The 17,277-nt window shown below is 39.7% G+C and carries 16 protein-coding genes; 4 read left to right on the top strand and 12 right to left on the bottom strand.

The window, feature by feature from the left end:
• Positions 1–527: 527 nt before the first annotated feature.
• Entirely contained in the window at positions 528–1,517 is a 990-nt protein-coding gene (locus FJR09_RS15250; RefSeq protein WP_168653870.1) for a metal ABC transporter solute-binding protein, Zn/Mn family, read from the bottom strand.
• Between the two features lie 280 nt (positions 1,518–1,797).
• Between FJR09_RS15250 and FJR09_RS15255 the strand changes: the two genes are divergently transcribed.
• Positions 1,798–3,378, top strand: coding sequence for an iron uptake porin (locus FJR09_RS15255; RefSeq protein ID WP_015078681.1), 1,581 nt, complete (start codon positions 1,798–1,800; stop codon positions 3,376–3,378).
• A gap of 171 nt (positions 3,379–3,549) precedes the next feature.
• Here the strand turns inward: FJR09_RS15255 and FJR09_RS15260 are convergent, their stop codons facing one another.
• From FJR09_RS15260 to FJR09_RS26210, 4 genes are all read right to left on the bottom strand, one after another.
• Positions 3,550–3,768, bottom strand: coding sequence for a hypothetical protein (locus tag FJR09_RS15260; protein WP_168654118.1), 219 nt, complete (start codon positions 3,766–3,768; stop codon positions 3,550–3,552).
• The gene (locus FJR09_RS15265) at positions 3,758–5,485 is read right to left on the bottom strand and encodes an NFACT family protein (RefSeq protein ID WP_015078679.1); all 1,728 of its coding nucleotides are present in this window, start codon (positions 5,483–5,485) and stop codon (positions 3,758–3,760) included. The genes FJR09_RS15260 and FJR09_RS15265 overlap by 11 nt, the downstream gene beginning before the upstream one ends.
• A 206-nt stretch (positions 5,486–5,691) precedes the next feature.
• Positions 5,692–6,660 (bottom strand): hypothetical protein, encoded by a 969-nt coding sequence (locus FJR09_RS15270; RefSeq protein WP_015078678.1) that lies wholly within the window; start codon positions 6,658–6,660, stop codon positions 5,692–5,694.
• A gap of 192 nt (positions 6,661–6,852) precedes the next feature.
• Positions 6,853–7,128: a hypothetical protein gene (locus FJR09_RS26210; protein WP_015078677.1), complete on the bottom strand. Its 276-nt coding sequence runs from the start codon at positions 7,126–7,128 to the stop codon at positions 6,853–6,855.
• 218 nt (positions 7,129–7,346) lie between these two features.
• Between FJR09_RS26210 and FJR09_RS25920 the strand changes: the two genes are divergently transcribed.
• On the top strand, positions 7,347–7,475 hold the full coding sequence (locus tag FJR09_RS25920) for a hypothetical protein (protein WP_256370262.1): 129 nt from the start codon (positions 7,347–7,349) through the stop codon (positions 7,473–7,475).
• Here FJR09_RS25920 and FJR09_RS15285 read toward each other — a convergent pair.
• From FJR09_RS15285 to FJR09_RS15315, 7 genes are all read right to left on the bottom strand, one after another.
• The gene (locus FJR09_RS15285; protein WP_168652841.1) at positions 7,468–8,736 is read right to left on the bottom strand and encodes a glycosyltransferase family 1 protein; all 1,269 of its coding nucleotides are present in this window, start codon (positions 8,734–8,736) and stop codon (positions 7,468–7,470) included. The genes FJR09_RS25920 and FJR09_RS15285 overlap by 8 nt on opposite strands.
• Positions 8,737–9,413: 677 nt before the next feature.
• A complete protein-coding gene (locus FJR09_RS15290) occupies positions 9,414–9,920 on the bottom strand; it encodes an RNA-binding protein (protein ID WP_168652842.1) in 507 nt (168 codons plus the stop codon).
• Between the two features lie 413 nt (positions 9,921–10,333).
• Positions 10,334–10,957, bottom strand: a complete 624-nt coding sequence (locus FJR09_RS15295) for a hypothetical protein (RefSeq protein WP_254433123.1) — start codon at positions 10,955–10,957, stop codon at positions 10,334–10,336.
• 11 nt (positions 10,958–10,968) lie between these two features.
• Positions 10,969–13,095 (bottom strand): zinc metalloprotease HtpX, encoded by a 2,127-nt coding sequence (locus FJR09_RS15300; RefSeq protein ID WP_015078672.1) that lies wholly within the window; start codon positions 13,093–13,095, stop codon positions 10,969–10,971.
• A gap of 25 nt (positions 13,096–13,120) precedes the next feature.
• A complete protein-coding gene (locus FJR09_RS15305; RefSeq protein WP_148279021.1) occupies positions 13,121–13,315 on the bottom strand; it encodes a hypothetical protein in 195 nt (64 codons plus the stop codon).
• Positions 13,306–13,452, bottom strand: coding sequence for a hypothetical protein (locus FJR09_RS15310; protein WP_158310503.1), 147 nt, complete (start codon positions 13,450–13,452; stop codon positions 13,306–13,308). The genes FJR09_RS15305 and FJR09_RS15310 overlap by 10 nt, the downstream gene beginning before the upstream one ends.
• 27 nt (positions 13,453–13,479) lie before the next feature.
• Positions 13,480–15,108, bottom strand: a complete 1,629-nt coding sequence (locus tag FJR09_RS15315; RefSeq protein ID WP_168653071.1) for a peptide chain release factor 3 — start codon at positions 15,106–15,108, stop codon at positions 13,480–13,482.
• Between the two features lie 515 nt (positions 15,109–15,623).
• Here FJR09_RS15315 and FJR09_RS15320 point away from each other — a divergent pair.
• Both FJR09_RS15320 and FJR09_RS15325 read left to right on the top strand, forming a co-directional pair.
• On the top strand, positions 15,624–16,256 hold the full coding sequence (locus FJR09_RS15320; RefSeq protein WP_015078670.1) for a DUF1361 domain-containing protein: 633 nt from the start codon (positions 15,624–15,626) through the stop codon (positions 16,254–16,256).
• Positions 16,257–16,419: 163 nt separating this feature from the next.
• On the top strand, positions 16,420–17,238 hold the full coding sequence (locus tag FJR09_RS15325) for a TlyA family RNA methyltransferase (RefSeq protein ID WP_168653081.1): 819 nt from the start codon (positions 16,420–16,422) through the stop codon (positions 17,236–17,238).
• Positions 17,239–17,277: the final 39 nt, after the last annotated feature.

Genomic DNA, 17,277 nt, shown 5'->3' on the forward strand with positions numbered 1-17,277 from the left:
AAGCTACGGATGGCTTATTTGTTTGGCTGACAGACCCGCCTAAAAATGAATTTCCGGGCTAATAGCTAAAGTTTACTAAGTAGGTGGACGTGAAATAACCAAAATGTGTAACGATATGTAAATTCACCTCGATGGGTTATTGTCGTTGGGTTTTAGCCATTTCAAAAAACGAAATATATTTTGATTTTCCTCCGCCCACCTACTTAAAGTAAACTAAACAAGTTCAAAAATTTTCTAGTTCTTTTAGAGGATGTTTGAAAAGTGTTATTCCGTAATTTTTATCACATTGCTACCCCCCTTAGTCCCCCCTTGTAAAGGGGGGAAACAATAAAAATCCAGTTCCCTCCCCTTTACAAGGGGAGGGTTAGGGAGGGGTAAAAAATATTTGATACATCAACCATAACTTTTCAAACACCCTCTTAGTCATCTTCAGATGACTTCTGCTATAAGACTGGCAATTCATTCCCAGTTGGGTTATGGGTTTTACGTTAGGTTGACACCAATGAAGCTCTTGCTTTACCCCTACGTCACTTGCATCCAGCGGCTAAACTCTCCAAATTAGCTTTCATTGCTTTAAAATAATACTCTGGATTTGTATCACCAGCTTCTAAAGAATCCAAAGTCCGCACAGTTAACCCCAAATCCTGGGAAATGCTGGTGAGTAATTTGTTATCTAACCCTGGTTCGCTAAATAAGGCTTTAACTTGGTATTTTTTGACTGTATTCACCACTTTTTGCACATCTGTTGGGGAAAGTTGCTTTTCAGGAATTTCTACTACTGCTAATTGTTTAATATTATAACGTTTGGCCAAATAGGGAAAAGCATCATGAAAGGTGATAAAGGTGCAGTTTGGTATTTGTTTAATAGTCTGCTGAAATTCATTATTTAAATTATCTAATTTCTGGATATATGCGGCTGCATTGGTTTGATAGTTGGCTTTATTGACCGGATCAGCGATAATTAAACCATCTCGAATATTGATAATTTGCTGTTTTGCTAAAACTGGATCTAACCAAATATGAGGATTTCCAAATTGGTGTTCGTGATCATGATCATCTTCTCCTGTTGTTGTTTTATCTATGGGGGAAATTTTATTAATAGCTGGAATACCTTTACTAGCATCAATTTCCATTAGTTGGGAATTTCCAGCATTTTTAATTGTATCTGCCAAAAACTCCTCTAAGCCTAAACCATTTTTGACTAATACCTTGGCTGTAGCGATCGCTTTTACATTAGTCGGTGTCCCTTGATATTCGTGTATCTCTGTACCAGGCTTAACTAAAATCTCTACATCTGCTACATCTCCAGTTACCGCTTTAGTAAACAAATAAACTGGTAAAAATGTGGTAACTACCTTAGTTTTTGGTGATTTTTGGACTGGGGCTGGTTCTGTTTTTACAACCTCCCTACTGTTAGGATTATTACATCCATAAACTGCTGACAAAATTATTAAGGTAATCAGAGGTAAGAAATTTCTGGTTTTTCTATCTATTTTAACTTCTCTAGAACTTCTCATGGTTTGAGGTTGACAATAAAACTTCATTGGCATTATATCTTATAATGAGATCCATTCTCATATAAGTCATCAAAAAATACTACCGTATCAAGAATTACAAACTATTTGGGAATTTCGGGTAATACTGCTGTATACTGAGAATATTTCCAGTTCATAAAGATTTCTTAACTTTTTATTGTGATCAACTTAACTTAGGACTGTAGTATATTAAAAATCACTATTAATAGCTGTACTAACTCAAGTGTAGCATTATCAACTTTAAACACGGGTGTGAGGAAAAATGCAAAAATTCTGGACTTATCTAATTGCTAGTTCAACAGTTGTGAGTGGCATATTATGTATGAATGTTGTTGCAAGGGCAGAAGCATTACCAGTACCAGCAACTAATTCAGAACAACAAGTTAATAATAGCCAAGAAGAGACAGTATCTCAAGTTACTTCCGTATCTCAGTTATCCGATGTTCAACCTAATGATTGGGCATTTCAGGCTTTACAATCATTGGTAGAACGCTATGGATGTATTGCAGGTTATCCCAACGGGACTTTTCGTGGTAATCGGGCGTTGTCAAGATACGAGTTTGCAGCCGGTTTGAATGCTTGTTTAGATCGAGTCAATGAACTAATTGCTACTGCTACCGCTGATTTGACGACAAAACAAGACTTAGCAACAATCCAAAAATTGCAAGAGCAATTTTCCACAGAATTAGTCACCCTCCGGGGACGTGTAGATACAGTAGAAGCCAAAACTGCTGAGTTAGAAGCTAATCAATTTTCTACCACCACTAAGCTACAAGGGCAGGTTGTGGCAGTTGTTAGTGATGTTTTGAAAAATAAAAAAGTTAATAGTGAGGAAATAACTGATAAAAATACCACTTTAGGCACAAGAACACGGCTAGAATTGGTAAGCAGTTTCACTGGAAAAGATACACTTTTTACCAGAATCCAAAGTAATAATATCAACAACCCTGATATTAAAACCAAAGAAGGCAACTTATTTTTTGCCAATCTTCCTGGTACTACTGGTACTAATGATGTTACCATAGATGCGCTATGGTATGCTTTCCCTCTGGGCAAAAATACCCAAGTCAAACTAATTGCTAATGCTGGTGCAGCGGACGATGTTACCAGTACAGTCAATCTATTTGATGGTGATGGTGCTTTTGGGGCTGTGTCTACTTTTGGGACAAGAAACCCAATTTATGGACAACTGGGTGATAAAGGTATAGCAGTTAACCATCAGTTTGGCGATAAAATAGCCCTCAGTTTAGGCTATTTAAGTAGTACGGCTAATGACCCTACCCCTGGAAATGGCTTGTTTGATGGGAATTATGGTGCTTTAGCGCAGTTAACTGTCAAGCCAAGCGATCGCATTTCTCTTGGTTTAACTTATATCAATTCCTACAATCAGCCACTACTCACTGGTAGTAATGCGGCCACATCTGATATCGTTCTTTCCGGTGAAAATTTTTCTAGCAATTCCTACGGTGTTCAAGCATCTCTAGGTATTAGCAAGAAGTTTGTTCTTGGTGGTTGGGCTGGTTATACCAATAGTAAGGTTTTGACGACAAAGGGAGAAGTTGATACTTTTAACTATGCTGTTACCCTTGGTTTCCCTGATTTGGGTAAAAAAGGTAATTTGGCTGGTGTCATAGTTGGTATGGAACCAAAAGTCACAAGTTCTAACGTTGTTGGAGTTACGAAAGATCCAAATACCTCTTATCACATTGAGGGATTTTATCAATACAAACTCAGCGACAATATCACCCTTACTCCTGCTGTGATTTGGCTAACAGCCCCAGATCACAATGATAACAATGATAATGTGGTGATTGGTGCTTTAAGAACTACTTTCAGTTTCTAAGTTTTTCAGGTAACAAAAAAACCAGCCCTCCCACAGGCTGGTCAGCGAAAAAACGTTGTTCGAGTTGTCTTCTCAGTAGAGTCAAAACCAAATTGCGCGTTCCCAAAATTCAACGGGCAACTTTTCTTAACAAGATTGTAACAGGCAGTACAATTTTTTCATGAAAATATCTCAAAAAATATCTGTCTTTCGGTGAGTAGCTTTTCTATTCGAGGAAAGATGAGGGAACAGGGGAAGTTGGGGAAGTTGGGGAAGTTGGGGAAGTTGGGGAAGTTGGGGAAGTTGGGGAAGTTGGGGAAGTTGGGGGGGGAGAAAGAATTTTCCCAATGACCAATGACCAATGACCAATGACCAATGACCAATGACCAATGACCAATGACTAATGACCAATAACCAATTGCGGTTTCCCCCAAATAATCGTTTCTTGTTTATAAACCACAAGTCCTGGTTTAGTGCCTTTGGGTTTGTAGACGTGCTTGAGTTGGGTGTAAACTACTGGTACTTGGTCACTTTGACGGGCGCGACTGAAATAACCTGCTAGATTGGCTGTAAATTGTAAATCAGCTTCTTCCGCCACTGTACCCGGTTCTAGACGCAGGAGGACATGACTCCCCGGAATTTCTTGGGCGTGAAACCACAAATCATAGTCTCCAGCGACACGGAATGTTAGTTGATCATTTTGGATGTTATTACGACCAATGAGGACTTCAAAGCCACTCGGACTGCGGTAACGATGAAAATTAGTGCCGGGAGTGTCGTTGCTGCTACGGCTGCGATATTCTAAGTTTTCTAGATATTTTTGCCCAATGAGTTCATCACGGATTTCTTCTAAGGCTTGTAAATCTTCTGGATTTTGGTATTTGTCTATTTGCGAAATTGCGGCTTCTACTTGTTCGAGATAGTCAATTTCTGCTTGAACTGCAAATAGTAGCGGTTCAACAGCCGCACGGGCGCGTTTGAGTTTTTGGTGCTGTTTATAAAGCTTTTGGGCATTTTGGACGGCGTTTTTATCGGGCAAAAGAGCGATCGCAATTGGCTGTTCGGTTTCAAAATCTGGTAGAATTATTTCCTGCATCCCTGGTTGCCAATGGTGCAGGTTAGCCATTAATAAGTCAGCTTTTTGACGATATTCTTCAGCTTGATCTGATTGTTGCAGGCGATCGCTAAAAGTTTTCGCTTTGGTGCGTAATTTACCCAAAATATTCAATAATTTCTGACTTAACTGATGACGCAGTTGCCCAAATAACTGTTCATTCAGTTGATCAGAATAATAACGGTAAAGTAACTCTTGGATATTCTTTGTGGGTGCAACTCCACCCCAACCCATCACCGTATATCCAGTTTCTGTCCAAGCAGGTTGGAATTTACCTAAATCTAAAGCTTGTAACCATTCTTGCCAACGTTGAAATAAATTTTGCCAATCTTGGGGAGTAAGTTCATCAGTATTCGTATCTGGGATGATATTTGCCGCCAACAGCATCGTATCTAGCAAAGCCGAACTTAACCCACTATAACTTTTGAGTAATTGGCGTTTAATTCCCCCTGGGACCAAACTTACCCGTTCTTGCCAACGTTCTAGAGATTCGCTTAAATTAGGGACTTTTCCCGTCAGTTTCGGTGGTGTTTCGTAACTTTGTCCAGTTTGAATCGGACGAACACTAGATTGTTGGTGACTAACTTGATGGGCAGCAGTGATAATTTCATTACTAGCATCAGTTAAAATCACATTACTATATTTGCCCATCACTTCCGCATAGAGGTGATACAGGGCTGTTTCTTCAGGACGACGGGCAAATTGTAAATCAATTACCCGTTCCCAAGGGGAAATCGCTTCAATTCCTACTAAGGCCAACCCACCCAATTGGTGTTTTAACTGTTGACTAAAAGTAAAAGTATCTGGGGCGCGTGGTGGTGGTTCACTAATACAAATATGGGCGGCTTGGGGATGCCAAGAAATATCTAGCCAACCCCGTTGATTTAAGGTGCGTAAGGCAATGGCAATGGTAAAGCGATCGCGCTGATATACCTGTTCTATGCGTGCAGGCAACCAATTAGCGCGGATTTCGCCACAAGCGGCGGTTAAAGCGGTAAAGTCCAGGGGTTGCAAAACAATTACCCCTTTTTCCCGACAAAATTACTTTTTTCTTGATTATTTTCTTGGTTCATTAAATAAATATTTTTCAGCTTGCTAAGTCTATGTTCTCTGATTTCAGACAAAAATTTTGAATAATGAATCTTATCCCTGTTCCCTGTTTCCTGTTCCCTGTTCCCTGTTCCCTGTTCCCTGTTCCCTGTTCCCTTTTTTTGTAAGATTCACTCAAATCTAGCTAATAATTCCTCACGAGACAATTGTAGAAGCAAAGGCGTGAATTCTTCTCTGGACATTGCAATTAGAGGGTTGATAATTGTTGCTAACTGTGAATCAACTGCACCAAAACGTACTTGCAATATACTTTCAATCATAGCGCGTCGTTCTCTTTCTATACCTTCTTGTTGTCCTTCTTGTCGTCCTTCTTGTCGTCCTTTTTGTCGTCCTTCTTGAAGTCCTTCTTGAAGTCCTTGTTTTTTCAGTTCTTCTAATTGTTGTTGATACATTTCCGATAATTTCATAATTAACTCCTGATCATCTTTATCAATATCTTGTTCTTGACGCTGACGAGCCGATAACACAGCAATTAGGTTATGTACTAATTGTATAATATCCGAAAGGAACGGACTATTATTGGCTAGTGCTTCTAATTCTTCTACTGCTTGTCTTTGGACTTTCCCTTTGCCTAAAACCCTCAAAAATAGTGTTTCGGGTGTACTCGGTAGTTGATGAATCGCCACAACTACGGTTTTAAATCCTTTTGGCAAGAAATAAATACCTTTTCCCCAGTTTGTTTCATCCAGAGTCCCATGAAAAATCTCTAGGATTTCTGATGATACTGTAGGTGTAAAAATCCATAATTGAGCTAATTCTGCTTCATTTATTCGCGTATTATTACGTTTTGCTTGCCGTTCTAGGTCTGCATGAATGTCAAACAATTTACCTATACAACTGCGAGTTTCACTTTTGCTGACGGCATTACGGAATGGTTCAAATATTGCATAATTTGTCACCATTTTCCCCAGTATTCCTAGTGTTTCTAGACTTTGTGTTGGTTGGGGTGAAGGAATAAATAATACGTCTATTTGTCTGACTTCTGCGGTAATATCTTTGCTGGTTTCTACTTCTCCATAAGGCGTTAATAATTCCGTTAGATATTGTTTAGCAAATTGATCATGTATAAAGCGAGTCATTTACATTAATAATTTAAAGACAGAATTATTAATTTAACATTTTTTGGGTGATGGCGATAACTTAGTAAAACGCAGGGGTTTAGCATTGCGCTTTACCCCTACATATCTAGGTTGCTCGTAATCTTGTAAAAGTTCACATCTCAACCGTCAAGAGTATCATCCAAAATCCAAAATCTAAAATCTAAAATTCACTCATCCTTGCCAGGGTGAAGGGATAGGTGTAGTGGAAATCACCTTTTCTGCCATCAACCTCACGGCAGTTTTCCCACAACTTGGGCATTCTACCTCTAAATACTGTGAAGTTGATACGTCTACCTCAGATAATATCCCCTGTTTGCAGTGCCAACACTCACAAATTACCCTGCATACTGGTTCGTTGCAGTCAAGGATCTTGACGTGCTGAAAATTTTGGGATTCGCTGTCTGGTTTCCTGGGCTTAGGGAATTTTTTGATTTCTTGAACTTCCATCATTTCACCGTCTAACTGCAACTATGTTTAGAGCTTACTTGATCTTTCCTATCTTACAACTATGTACGAATTGTCAGTTGTTAGTTGTTAGTAGGGGCGAAGCATTTGGAAGATAAATTATCGGTCATTGCCAAAAATAGTTCTCCAAATGCTTCGCCCGTACAGTTGTTAGCATTTGGAAGATAAATTATCGGTCATTGCCAAAAATAGTTCTCCAAATGCTTCGCCCGTACAGTTGTCAGTTGTCAGTTGTCATTGGGAAAATTCTTTCTCCCCCCCAACTTCCCCAACTTCCCCAACTTCCCCAACTTCCCCAACTTCCCCAACTTCCCCTGTTCCCTATTTAATTGCTAATGCGGGTTCTTTAACAGATTGTTGCAACAGTTGGGTATATAGTTTATCTAACTGAGCAGCTACACCATGCCAGCTAAATTTATTAATGACACGCTTTTTAGCAGCTTTCCCTAATTCTTCCTGCCATACAGGATTACCAAGAATCCGATCAATAGCGTGGTTAAAAGCTGGGACATTTTGTGGCGGTACTAATAAACCAGTTTCTTCATTGACAACAGTAAATTGCAGTCCACCGACATCACTAGCGACTACAGGTGTACCGCAGGCCATGGCCTCGATAGCTACCAACCCAAAAGGTTCGTAGTGGCTGGGAACAACACAAATATCCGCAGCGGCGTAATAAGCTGGCAATATCTCCCGACTCAAACAACCGGGAAAAGAGGTACATTCATTCATCCCTAATTCGTTGACAATTCCGGTAAGGCGATCGCGTTCTTTTTCATCACTATTTCCCGGTGTGCAACCACCACCAATAATCAACTGCAATTGTTTTGATTCATAAAACTTAGATTCTCTCATTGCCCTGACTAAAGTTTCTATGCCTTTCCGGGGGTCAAATCTACCTACATATAACACCACTTTAGCTTCTGGAGCAATTCCTAAAGTAGCCCTGGCAGCTTGTCTTTCCACTGAACCAAACTGCTGAATATCTGTCCCACAGGGAATAATATCAATTTTGCCTTTTTTGGAAACAAGCGATCGCATATGTTCCAGTTCTTGGGGACTGGTGGCCACAATTCTTTCCGCTGTTTCCAATACTTGTTTTTCAACTATTAAACGTTGACTAGCCACCAAAGGAATATTTTCTATGGTGTTATATTTAATCACCCCTAAAGAATGGTAGGTATGAACCTGTTTAGTTCCTTGTCTTTTCTTTAGTTCCATCCCTACCCAGCTAGATAACCAATAATTAGTATGCACTAAATCATAATTAATCCCAGCTTCTTTTTGAAATTCTATTAACTGAAAGACGAAATCTGGCAAATATTGAAAACCCTGATCTCTTGGCACAAATTCCACCGGACCTGCGGTTAACCGAATAGTCCGACAATTAGGGTGATGTTGCACTATCCTTTCTTGATCAGCACTGACCCTCCGGCTAAACATATCTACCTGCCATCCTAGCTGTGCCAGGGCTTCACCCACTTGGCGGACATAAACATTTTGTCCTCCTGCCTCTTCTCTGCCTATTTCAATTGCTGGATCGCCATGAACTGAAATTAAAGCAATGTGTTTTTTAGTGGTAGCTTTCATAAATTTGTTGTGTTCCTGATTTTAACAATATGGGAGTGAATTTTCAACTTGCGCTTATTAAACTTAAATCTGTGTTTTTCTGGGGAACTTTGCATAATTAATATTTATTATATTTTAACTATTACCAAAATATTGGTTAATTTTCCCCACTTTCTATATTTATGTTTAATACCTTCGATAGATATTTTTCTCTATCTTTTTATAGCGACAAACGAATATTATCTATCATGATATATGAGTTAATTCATGATAAAACCTATCTGAAGTAGCAAAGCCACATCCTAAGTTAGATATTTACAATTCATTATTTACAAGGTTCAAGCAATCAAAATTATTTCCATGAAAGTAAATACATCAAAATTAAATTGCCGAAAATATCACCTTAATTACCATCATTTTCAAAAGCACTGATTTAATCAAGATAATTGTATTAGCTTATACTATTCCTACATTGTCAGAATTTTTGTTAATTTAGATACAGTTTTCCTAAAAAATCACAAATTTTGTGTAATTGCACCGTCAAACCTCAAAAATTGCCAAAACAAACAGTGCAGATAACCTGATGTGGCTACCTGCACTGCTTGTTGATTGGATTTGAAAGAAATTTCTAACCGCTGAAACTGATATCGAAGCAGCTTCAAGAATTACTCTCAAAGCACATTGATTGAATAGACAATCTAGTTGGTAGCTTGTGCTTCCAACATCTGTCTGAGCTTTTCTAAATCCGCTGCCCAACGGGGATCTGGACGAAAAGCTTCGTTATCAACGTTACCAACAGTCTCACGCGCACCACCACCACCACCACGGCGAGGTTTTTTAGTTCTCTCCCGACGGTTGCCTTCTTTGTTGCTGCTAGGAGCGGGGGAACTACTACCTTGGATGACTGGTTTAGGGACCTGTTGTTGTGGTTGTTCGTCCCCTTCCTCACCTTTAGTCCGTGGTAAAGCTTTTTCTAGCTTAATGGGTGTATCTTTGAACATTTGACCATTATATTTTTCAATAATTTGATCGGCTTGTTCGTCATTGTTCACCGTTAAAAACCCAAAACCACGGCATTTGCCTGTTTTACGGTCTTTAATTAGTTTAGTGGTGACAGCATCGCCTTCTTCTGCAAATACAGCTTGCAAATCTTGACGATCAATTTCTTCCTTGGGCAAATTTCCTATATATAGGCGAATGGACATGGAACATACCTCCAAATTGGGATTAAACAGGGCAAGATAAAAACAATCAATTGGCTTTGGTTTTTGAATAGATACTATGGACTAAAAACTGCCACAAACCAATTTCTGTAATCCGATAGTGTAGCGTGGCGTAAGTCATGCTATCAACTTATAGAATACAGTTTTTTATTGGGATCAAGCTTATTTGCCACGAAAGCACTTATGCACTCGTGGGCTAATATCACTTTAATTTTCGGAATTGTTAATTTAATAGCCAACTATCCACCACAGTAAATTCATTCTTCTTAATTCTTGCCCGCAGAACAAAATACCATTGCTTAACATTATCATGGTATTTCCTACGTAGCTAGTTCCGCAGAAACTTTTCCGCCAATAGCCAATAGTATGAGCTTATCGTAACATAAAACACATTTTTAAAGCAAGAGGCAAAACAGGCAGGGAGCAGGGGGAATATTTCTTCCCACTGACAACTGTACGGGCGAAGCATTTAGAGAACTATTTTTGGCAATGACTGATAATTTATCTTCCAAATGCTTCGCCCCTACTGACAACTGTACGGGCGAAGCATTTGGAGAACTATTTTTGGCAATGACTGATAATTTATCTTCCAAATGCTTCGCCCCTACTGACAACTGTACGGGCGAAGCATTTGGAGAACTATTTTTGGCAATGACCGATAATTTATCTTCCAAATGCTTCGCCCCTACTGACAACTGTACGGGCGAAGCATTTGGAGAACTATTTTTGGCAATGACTGATAATTTATCTTCCAAATGCTTCGCCCCTACTGACAACTGTACGGGCGAAGCATTTGGAGAACTATTTTTGGCAATGACCGATAATTTATCTTCCAAATGCTTCGCCCCTACTGACAACTGTACGGGCGAAGCATTTGGAGAACTATTTTTGGCAATGACCGATAATTTATCTTCCAAATGCTTCGCCCCTACTGACAACTGTACGGGCGAAGCATTTGGAGAACTATTTTTGGCAATGACCGATAATTTATCTTCCAAATGCTTCGCCCCTACTGACAACTGACTAATATCTAAGAACCTGTGAGCATAATATAAGCACCCCAGGCTTGGGCAACAACTGCGATGACAGTGGAGCAGATAGGATGAGGGCTATTAATTTTTTTGCCACCTTTAGTTTCTAAAGTTTGGATATCAATCCAAGGAGTTGCCCCCCGTCGTAACCAACCTGTAACAGTGATTTGTCTGCCAATCAAGTCTTGAGGATTGAATGACTTTCCTAACCAGGGAATATGATGTAATTTAATTAAACCTTGGCTAGATTGCAGGATTAGGTCTTGTGCTAAACAATTGCCAATACCAGGGCGGCCTAATAGCTTACCAGTAAACCGAACTCTAATGCTATCAATTGGTAAAATAGCGGGATTTGCTAAGAGGTTGGTAAAGTTTTCATCTTTTTGAACATTGACAGGTGTAATATCGGGAAATAAAGCATTTATCCGCATAACTGTGCCAATGCTAAAGCCAATCAACATACAACCGCCGACAAAAGACCAATTATCATAGATCCACTTGAGGTTTAACAAGTGTAAGGTGTATGCTGTTTGCCAAATTAACCAAGTTAGACAGGCAAATACAACACCGAGGGGGATTCCCAACCAAGGGGCAATTTGTAAATAGAAGGATTGGGGCCTGATGAGAATGGGTTGTGATGGCTTTGTTTGATATAATTCGGTGTCTAAATGCCAATGACGGGCTATTTGACAAAGGCGTTCGATGCGATCGCCTATTGTTGGATGACAACTATTAATTGTAAACCATTGCCGATAGGGATGAAAATTTTCCCACTTTAAAAATGATTCAAAAGGTAGATGACCGGCGGTGCTACCTAAAATTATGCTGTGTTGGTATGCAACTGGCGAGAGGAGATTCAGGCTTTCTAACTGCCAACAGGTTTGTTCTTTGAGGCTGATATCATGGGCTACACCAATGGATATTTTCAGTAAAGCGCGAATTAGTCCATTAGGATTACCGGTGATTTCTGCGGCCAGGCGATCGCTATGGTAAAGCCGCAATTGGCAATTAAGTAAGGCCGTACCCGTGAACAGACACCAAATTGCATAGTTGATGGCTGCTAAAACTGTACCTGGCCAACGCCAAATTTTACTGTCATGTTGATTTCCCCAAACTGACACTTGCTGATATATTCCATAAAATGGCATGGCCACGAGTAAAACTAGGGACATGACCGCAAAATCCCAACGCCCAATTTGTCCTAAAGATAAAGCATAGATGGCAGCTATTTCGTCATCTGCCAGTTGTTCTAATAAACCTTGACTAACAGTTATTCTCGCTGTGCGGGGGAGGTTGCCATAACTGATAATCATCGGGGCGGAAATTGGTAAGATTCTCAGTTGAGGGGTTGACCCGTGCCGCTGTTGGCAAGCGCGTTGTAATACTCTGGGTGTTTCCCGGCTGTAGGAGTTTAATTTCTCTTTGGTTAACTCTTCTTGACCGGAAAATCTTGTTAGTACCCAGTCGAGCAACCAAGGAGACGATGCCATGAAGATGATCAACAATCCCAACATCAAGGAACTAGGATCGCTATATAAAATCTGGATGGGTTCTAAGTAGGGCAGTTGATAGAGAATTTGATTGATTAAACCCAATACTAATTTAAGCACTTCTCGACAAGTCCAGAACAATGCCATGAATGTTCCCAGAGCAAGTAGTCGAGAGGGAATGATGTTAGGCTTGCCTAGGGGTTGCCACACTTTAGCGCGTCTAGCATTGCGCCAATAAACGCTAATCGGTTTGATAGTGTTGTTACCATCATTACCAGTATAAGCTGTTTGTAGCTGTGGTTGGGCAGGATTTAAACTAGAAACAAGTCCATTACTGGTTTTATGGGATTTTTTCTTCTGGTTTTTGCGTTTATGCAGGTGTTCAAGAGCAAGTGTTGCCCACTCTTGAACTTGGGGATTACTATTAGCAATCAGATTTTGACACAGAGCGATCGCCTTAGAGACTTCACCCGTGCGGGCATAGGACATCACTAACCCAACTTGCGCCTGTAAACAAATCCTTTCTTGACTTTGATCTTTGGCTAGTGGTTGAAGGTTAGCGATCGCTGTGTAGTAATTCCCCTGCTTGAGAGCAGCTAAACCAGCCTCTAAACATGATTCAGCGTGGGAAGGCATACAAACTTTGGTACTCCAATCTGTTCTAGGTGACAAATAGCACGCTTATTGAGATACCCTGATCATTGGTGATTGGTGATTGGTCATTGGGTAACTTTGGGTAACTTCTTTCTTCCTCCTGACCACTGACCACTGACCACTGTACGGGCGAAGCATTTGGAGAACTATTTTTGGCAATGACCGATAATTTATCTTCCAAATGCTTCGCCCCTACGGACAACGGACAACGGACAACTGACCACTGACCACTGACCACTGTACGGGCGAAGCATTTGGAGAACTATTTTTGGCAATGACCGATAATTTATCTTCCAAATGCTTCGCCCCTACTGACAACGGACAACGGACAACGGACAACTGACCACTGACCACTGACCACTGCGTCTAACTTTCTGCTGATTGTTGATGGGAAAAGACGGGAGCGATGGCGCTTAATTTCAACTCTGGATGATCACCCTCCAACTGTTGACAATTCCATTCATTGCGGAATAACAATACTGGTCGTCCCATGCTATCTTTAACAGTAGTGGTATTGAATAAACGTCCCACCTGCTTTAAAGCTTCCCAACCACCTTCAACCCAACGGGCGACACTATAAGGTAATAAATCGAGAATAGTTTCCACACCATACTCATTTTCTAAGCGGAACTGGACTACTTCAAACTGCAATTGACCAACCGCTGCTAAAATTGGCTCCCGCTTGGCTTCATCGGTGGAGTACATAATTTGGACAGCACCTTCTTCTCGCAATTCGGAAACGCCTTTTTGAAACTGCTTAAATTTCGATGGGTTGGGGTTTCTCAACGTGGCAAAAAGTTCAGGTGAGAAATAAGGAATTCCCTCATATTCTAATTTTTGTCCTGTGTAAATTGTATCACCAATTGCGAAAACACCTGGATTATTTAAACCAATCACGTCCCCTGGATAAGCGACATCAATAGATTCTCTTTCTTGGGCAAATAGTTTTTGCGGACGTGATAGACGGACAACTTTGCCAGTTCGAGCGTGATTTACTGTCATATCTTTTTCAAACTTGCCTGTGCAAACCCGGACGAAAGCCACCCTATCTCGATGTTTTGGGTCCATGTTGGCTTGCAGTTTGAAAATAAATCCGGTAAATTCTGGATAGGTAGGAGGAATATCGCCGACAGTGCTGCTATGTGTACCTGGTTTGAGGGCAAAGTCAAGGAAGTTCTTGAGGAATAATTCCACCCCAAAGTTAGTCATGGCGCTACCAAAAAATACTGGGGTCATTTTGCCGGCGTGTACTAAGTCTAAATCTAGTTCTGGACAAACTCCTTCTAAGAGTTCTAACTCGTCTTTAAGTTGGTGGTATAGTTCTTTTTCTAGTAATTCTTCAAGTCGCTGATCGCCTATATTGAGGATAGTTTCCTTTGCTTCTTTACTACCATGAGAACTGCGCTCAAATAAATGAATTTGCTGCTGTTGGCGGTCAAATACGCCTTTAAAGCGATCGCCCATCCCAATAGGCCAATTCACTGCATAAGTCTGTAATCCCAATTCTTTCTCAATTTCATCTAACAAATCTATGGGTTCTCTGCCCGGACGGTCGAGTTTATTCACAAAGGTAAAAATTGGGATACCCCGCATTTTACAGACTTCAAAGAGTTTCCGAGTTTGGGGTTCTAAACCTTTAGCCGCGTCTATTAGCATCACCGCATTATCGGCTGCTGCCAAAGTCCGATAGGTGTCCTCACTAAAATCTTGGTGTCCAGGAGTGTCGAGTAAATTAATTTGACAGTTACGATAGGCAAATTGTAATACCGTAGAAGTTACGGAAATTCCCCGTTGTTGTTCCATTGCCATCCAGTCAGAAGTGACTTTGCGCTGGTCTCTGCGGGCTTTTACTGCTCCAGCTTCGTGAATAGCACCCCCGTATAATAATAGTTTTTCTGTCAGTGTAGTTTTACCAGCATCAGGGTGAGAAATAATCGCAAAGTTGCGACGCTGTTCCACCGCTTGACCTAATTCTGCTTGCAGTTCAATGGACATATCTGTAATTTCTTTGTAACTTCACTAAATGTAATCTTTTTCAGGACGGGGGAACAAATTTATAAATTCTCTAGCAGCTTTCAGTAAAACCCTTTGAATATAACGCTCTGGGATTAAAATTAGGATCTGATTCAAGTGCATACTGCTATATTAATTCTTGCCGTTAATTCAATCTTAATCTGGTTTATGTCAGACGACGCTATCAGAAATTTATGGGTGAGATAGTTGACAAATGCCGGACTTTCCCCTATTATAACAGTATAGTGGAAATCTGTGCGCCCATATATATAGGGGTTAAATTTTTCCGAAAGTATTAATTTCTAAATTTACCGAACATCGGCAAAAACCTTGTGAATATCAACTGCTCCATGATAGAAATGTTGATAAATAGCCATTTCATGCAGCAGTGATCTAAAATAGAGTTTCACAAACAATGTCTTGAGATTTTTAACAAATCTACAACTGCAAATTTTGTGTAACCAAAAAAACAAATTTATTCTAGCTATTGCAATTCCATGAAAGCAGAAGTGATTGAATTAATAACAACGGTTTTCCATGTTTTACAAGTTAATCTGCGGTGGATGACTTGGAATTTATTTTTGGCTTTTATTCCTTTAGCTTTGAGTGTTTGGCTATTTCGCCGTCAGCGCAGTGGTTCATGGGTTTGGTGGCTAGGATTTTTGAGTTTCTATGCTTTTTTACCAAATGCGCCTTATTTATTAACTGATGTCATTCATTTGATAGATGATATCCGGCGAGTTCAGTCAATATGGATGATTACATTAGTTTTAATTCCTGTTTATTTTGTTGTCATTTTTGGCGGATTTGAAGCTTATGTTATATCTTTAATAAATTTGGGTTACTATTTACATCGAACGGGTAAAAGTCAATGGATTTTTCCTGTTGAGTTAATCACTCATGCTCTTTCTGCTGTGGGTATTTATTGGGGACGATTTTTGAGATTTAACAGTTGGGATTTTATTACTCAACCAGATGCCATAATCACAAAAGGTGTAGAAGAAATTCTTGGTAAACAACCCTTGATAATTATTACTCTCACTTTTATAATCCTTTGGGGTTTGTATTGGTTTATGAAACGAATTACTTTGGGTTTTCTGAATAAGGGTGTTAATTCACAAATAAAATAAATGATCATCATATTCACAATATTAACTAATGACATTAAATTAAAATCAAATATCCCCGACTTCTTTGAAAAGTCGGGGATCTATTTTTTGAATATTTAAGATTAATCGTATAATTTAGGATTTAGAATAGGAAAGCAAATATAAACAGCTATAAAAAGTGAAATTGGTTAAACAGCGATTAGATACATTATTAGTAGATTTGGGATTATGTCCCTCCCGTCAGCAAGCACAACGGCTAATTCAAGCTGGAGAAGTGACTGTAAATCAACATAAGGTTGATAAAGTCGGGACTGAAGTTGATATTACCGCAGAAATTCAAGTTAAAGAACGTCCTCCTTTTGTTTCTCGTGGTGGTGAAAAACTGGCTAAGGCTTTAAAATTTTTTGAGATTTCTGTAACTGACAGGATTTGTTTAGACGGGGGAATTTCTACTGGTGGCTTTACTGATTGTTTATTACAAGCCGGTGCAAAACAAGTTTATGGTGTAGATGTTGGTTATGGACAAGTTGACTGGAAAATCAGAAATGATCAACGGGTAATCTTAAAAGAACGGACGAATTTACGTCAACTACAACCAGAGGAATTATATGCTGAAAATGCCATATTTCCTGATTTGATAGTTGTGGATGTTTCGTTTATTTCTTTAACCAAAATTTTGCCGGCGGTATGGCAATTAACACAAGCTCCCAGAGAGGCTGTATTGCTGGTAAAACCACAATTTGAGGTTGGCAAGTCTCGCATCGGCAAAAAAGGCGTTGTCCGCGATTCTGATGACCAAGGAGATGCAATTTTTAATGTGATGAAAGGGGCATTAGAGTTAGGATGGAAATATAAAGGTTTAACTTGGTCGCCAATCACAGGACCTGCGGGAAATATTGAATATCTTTTATGGTTGGGAATGGAAAGCGAAATTATCCCTCCAACTTTAGCAGCAATTCAAGAAATTACTAAACAAGTCATGCAGGAGTTTGGGAAAAAATGATGATTAATCAAGGTTATACTCAACACGGCTTAATAATTT

Source organism: Dolichospermum sp. UHCC 0406, from assembly GCF_009712025.1.
GTDB classification, from domain to species: Bacteria; Cyanobacteriota; Cyanobacteriia; order Cyanobacteriales; family Nostocaceae; genus Dolichospermum; species Dolichospermum lemmermannii.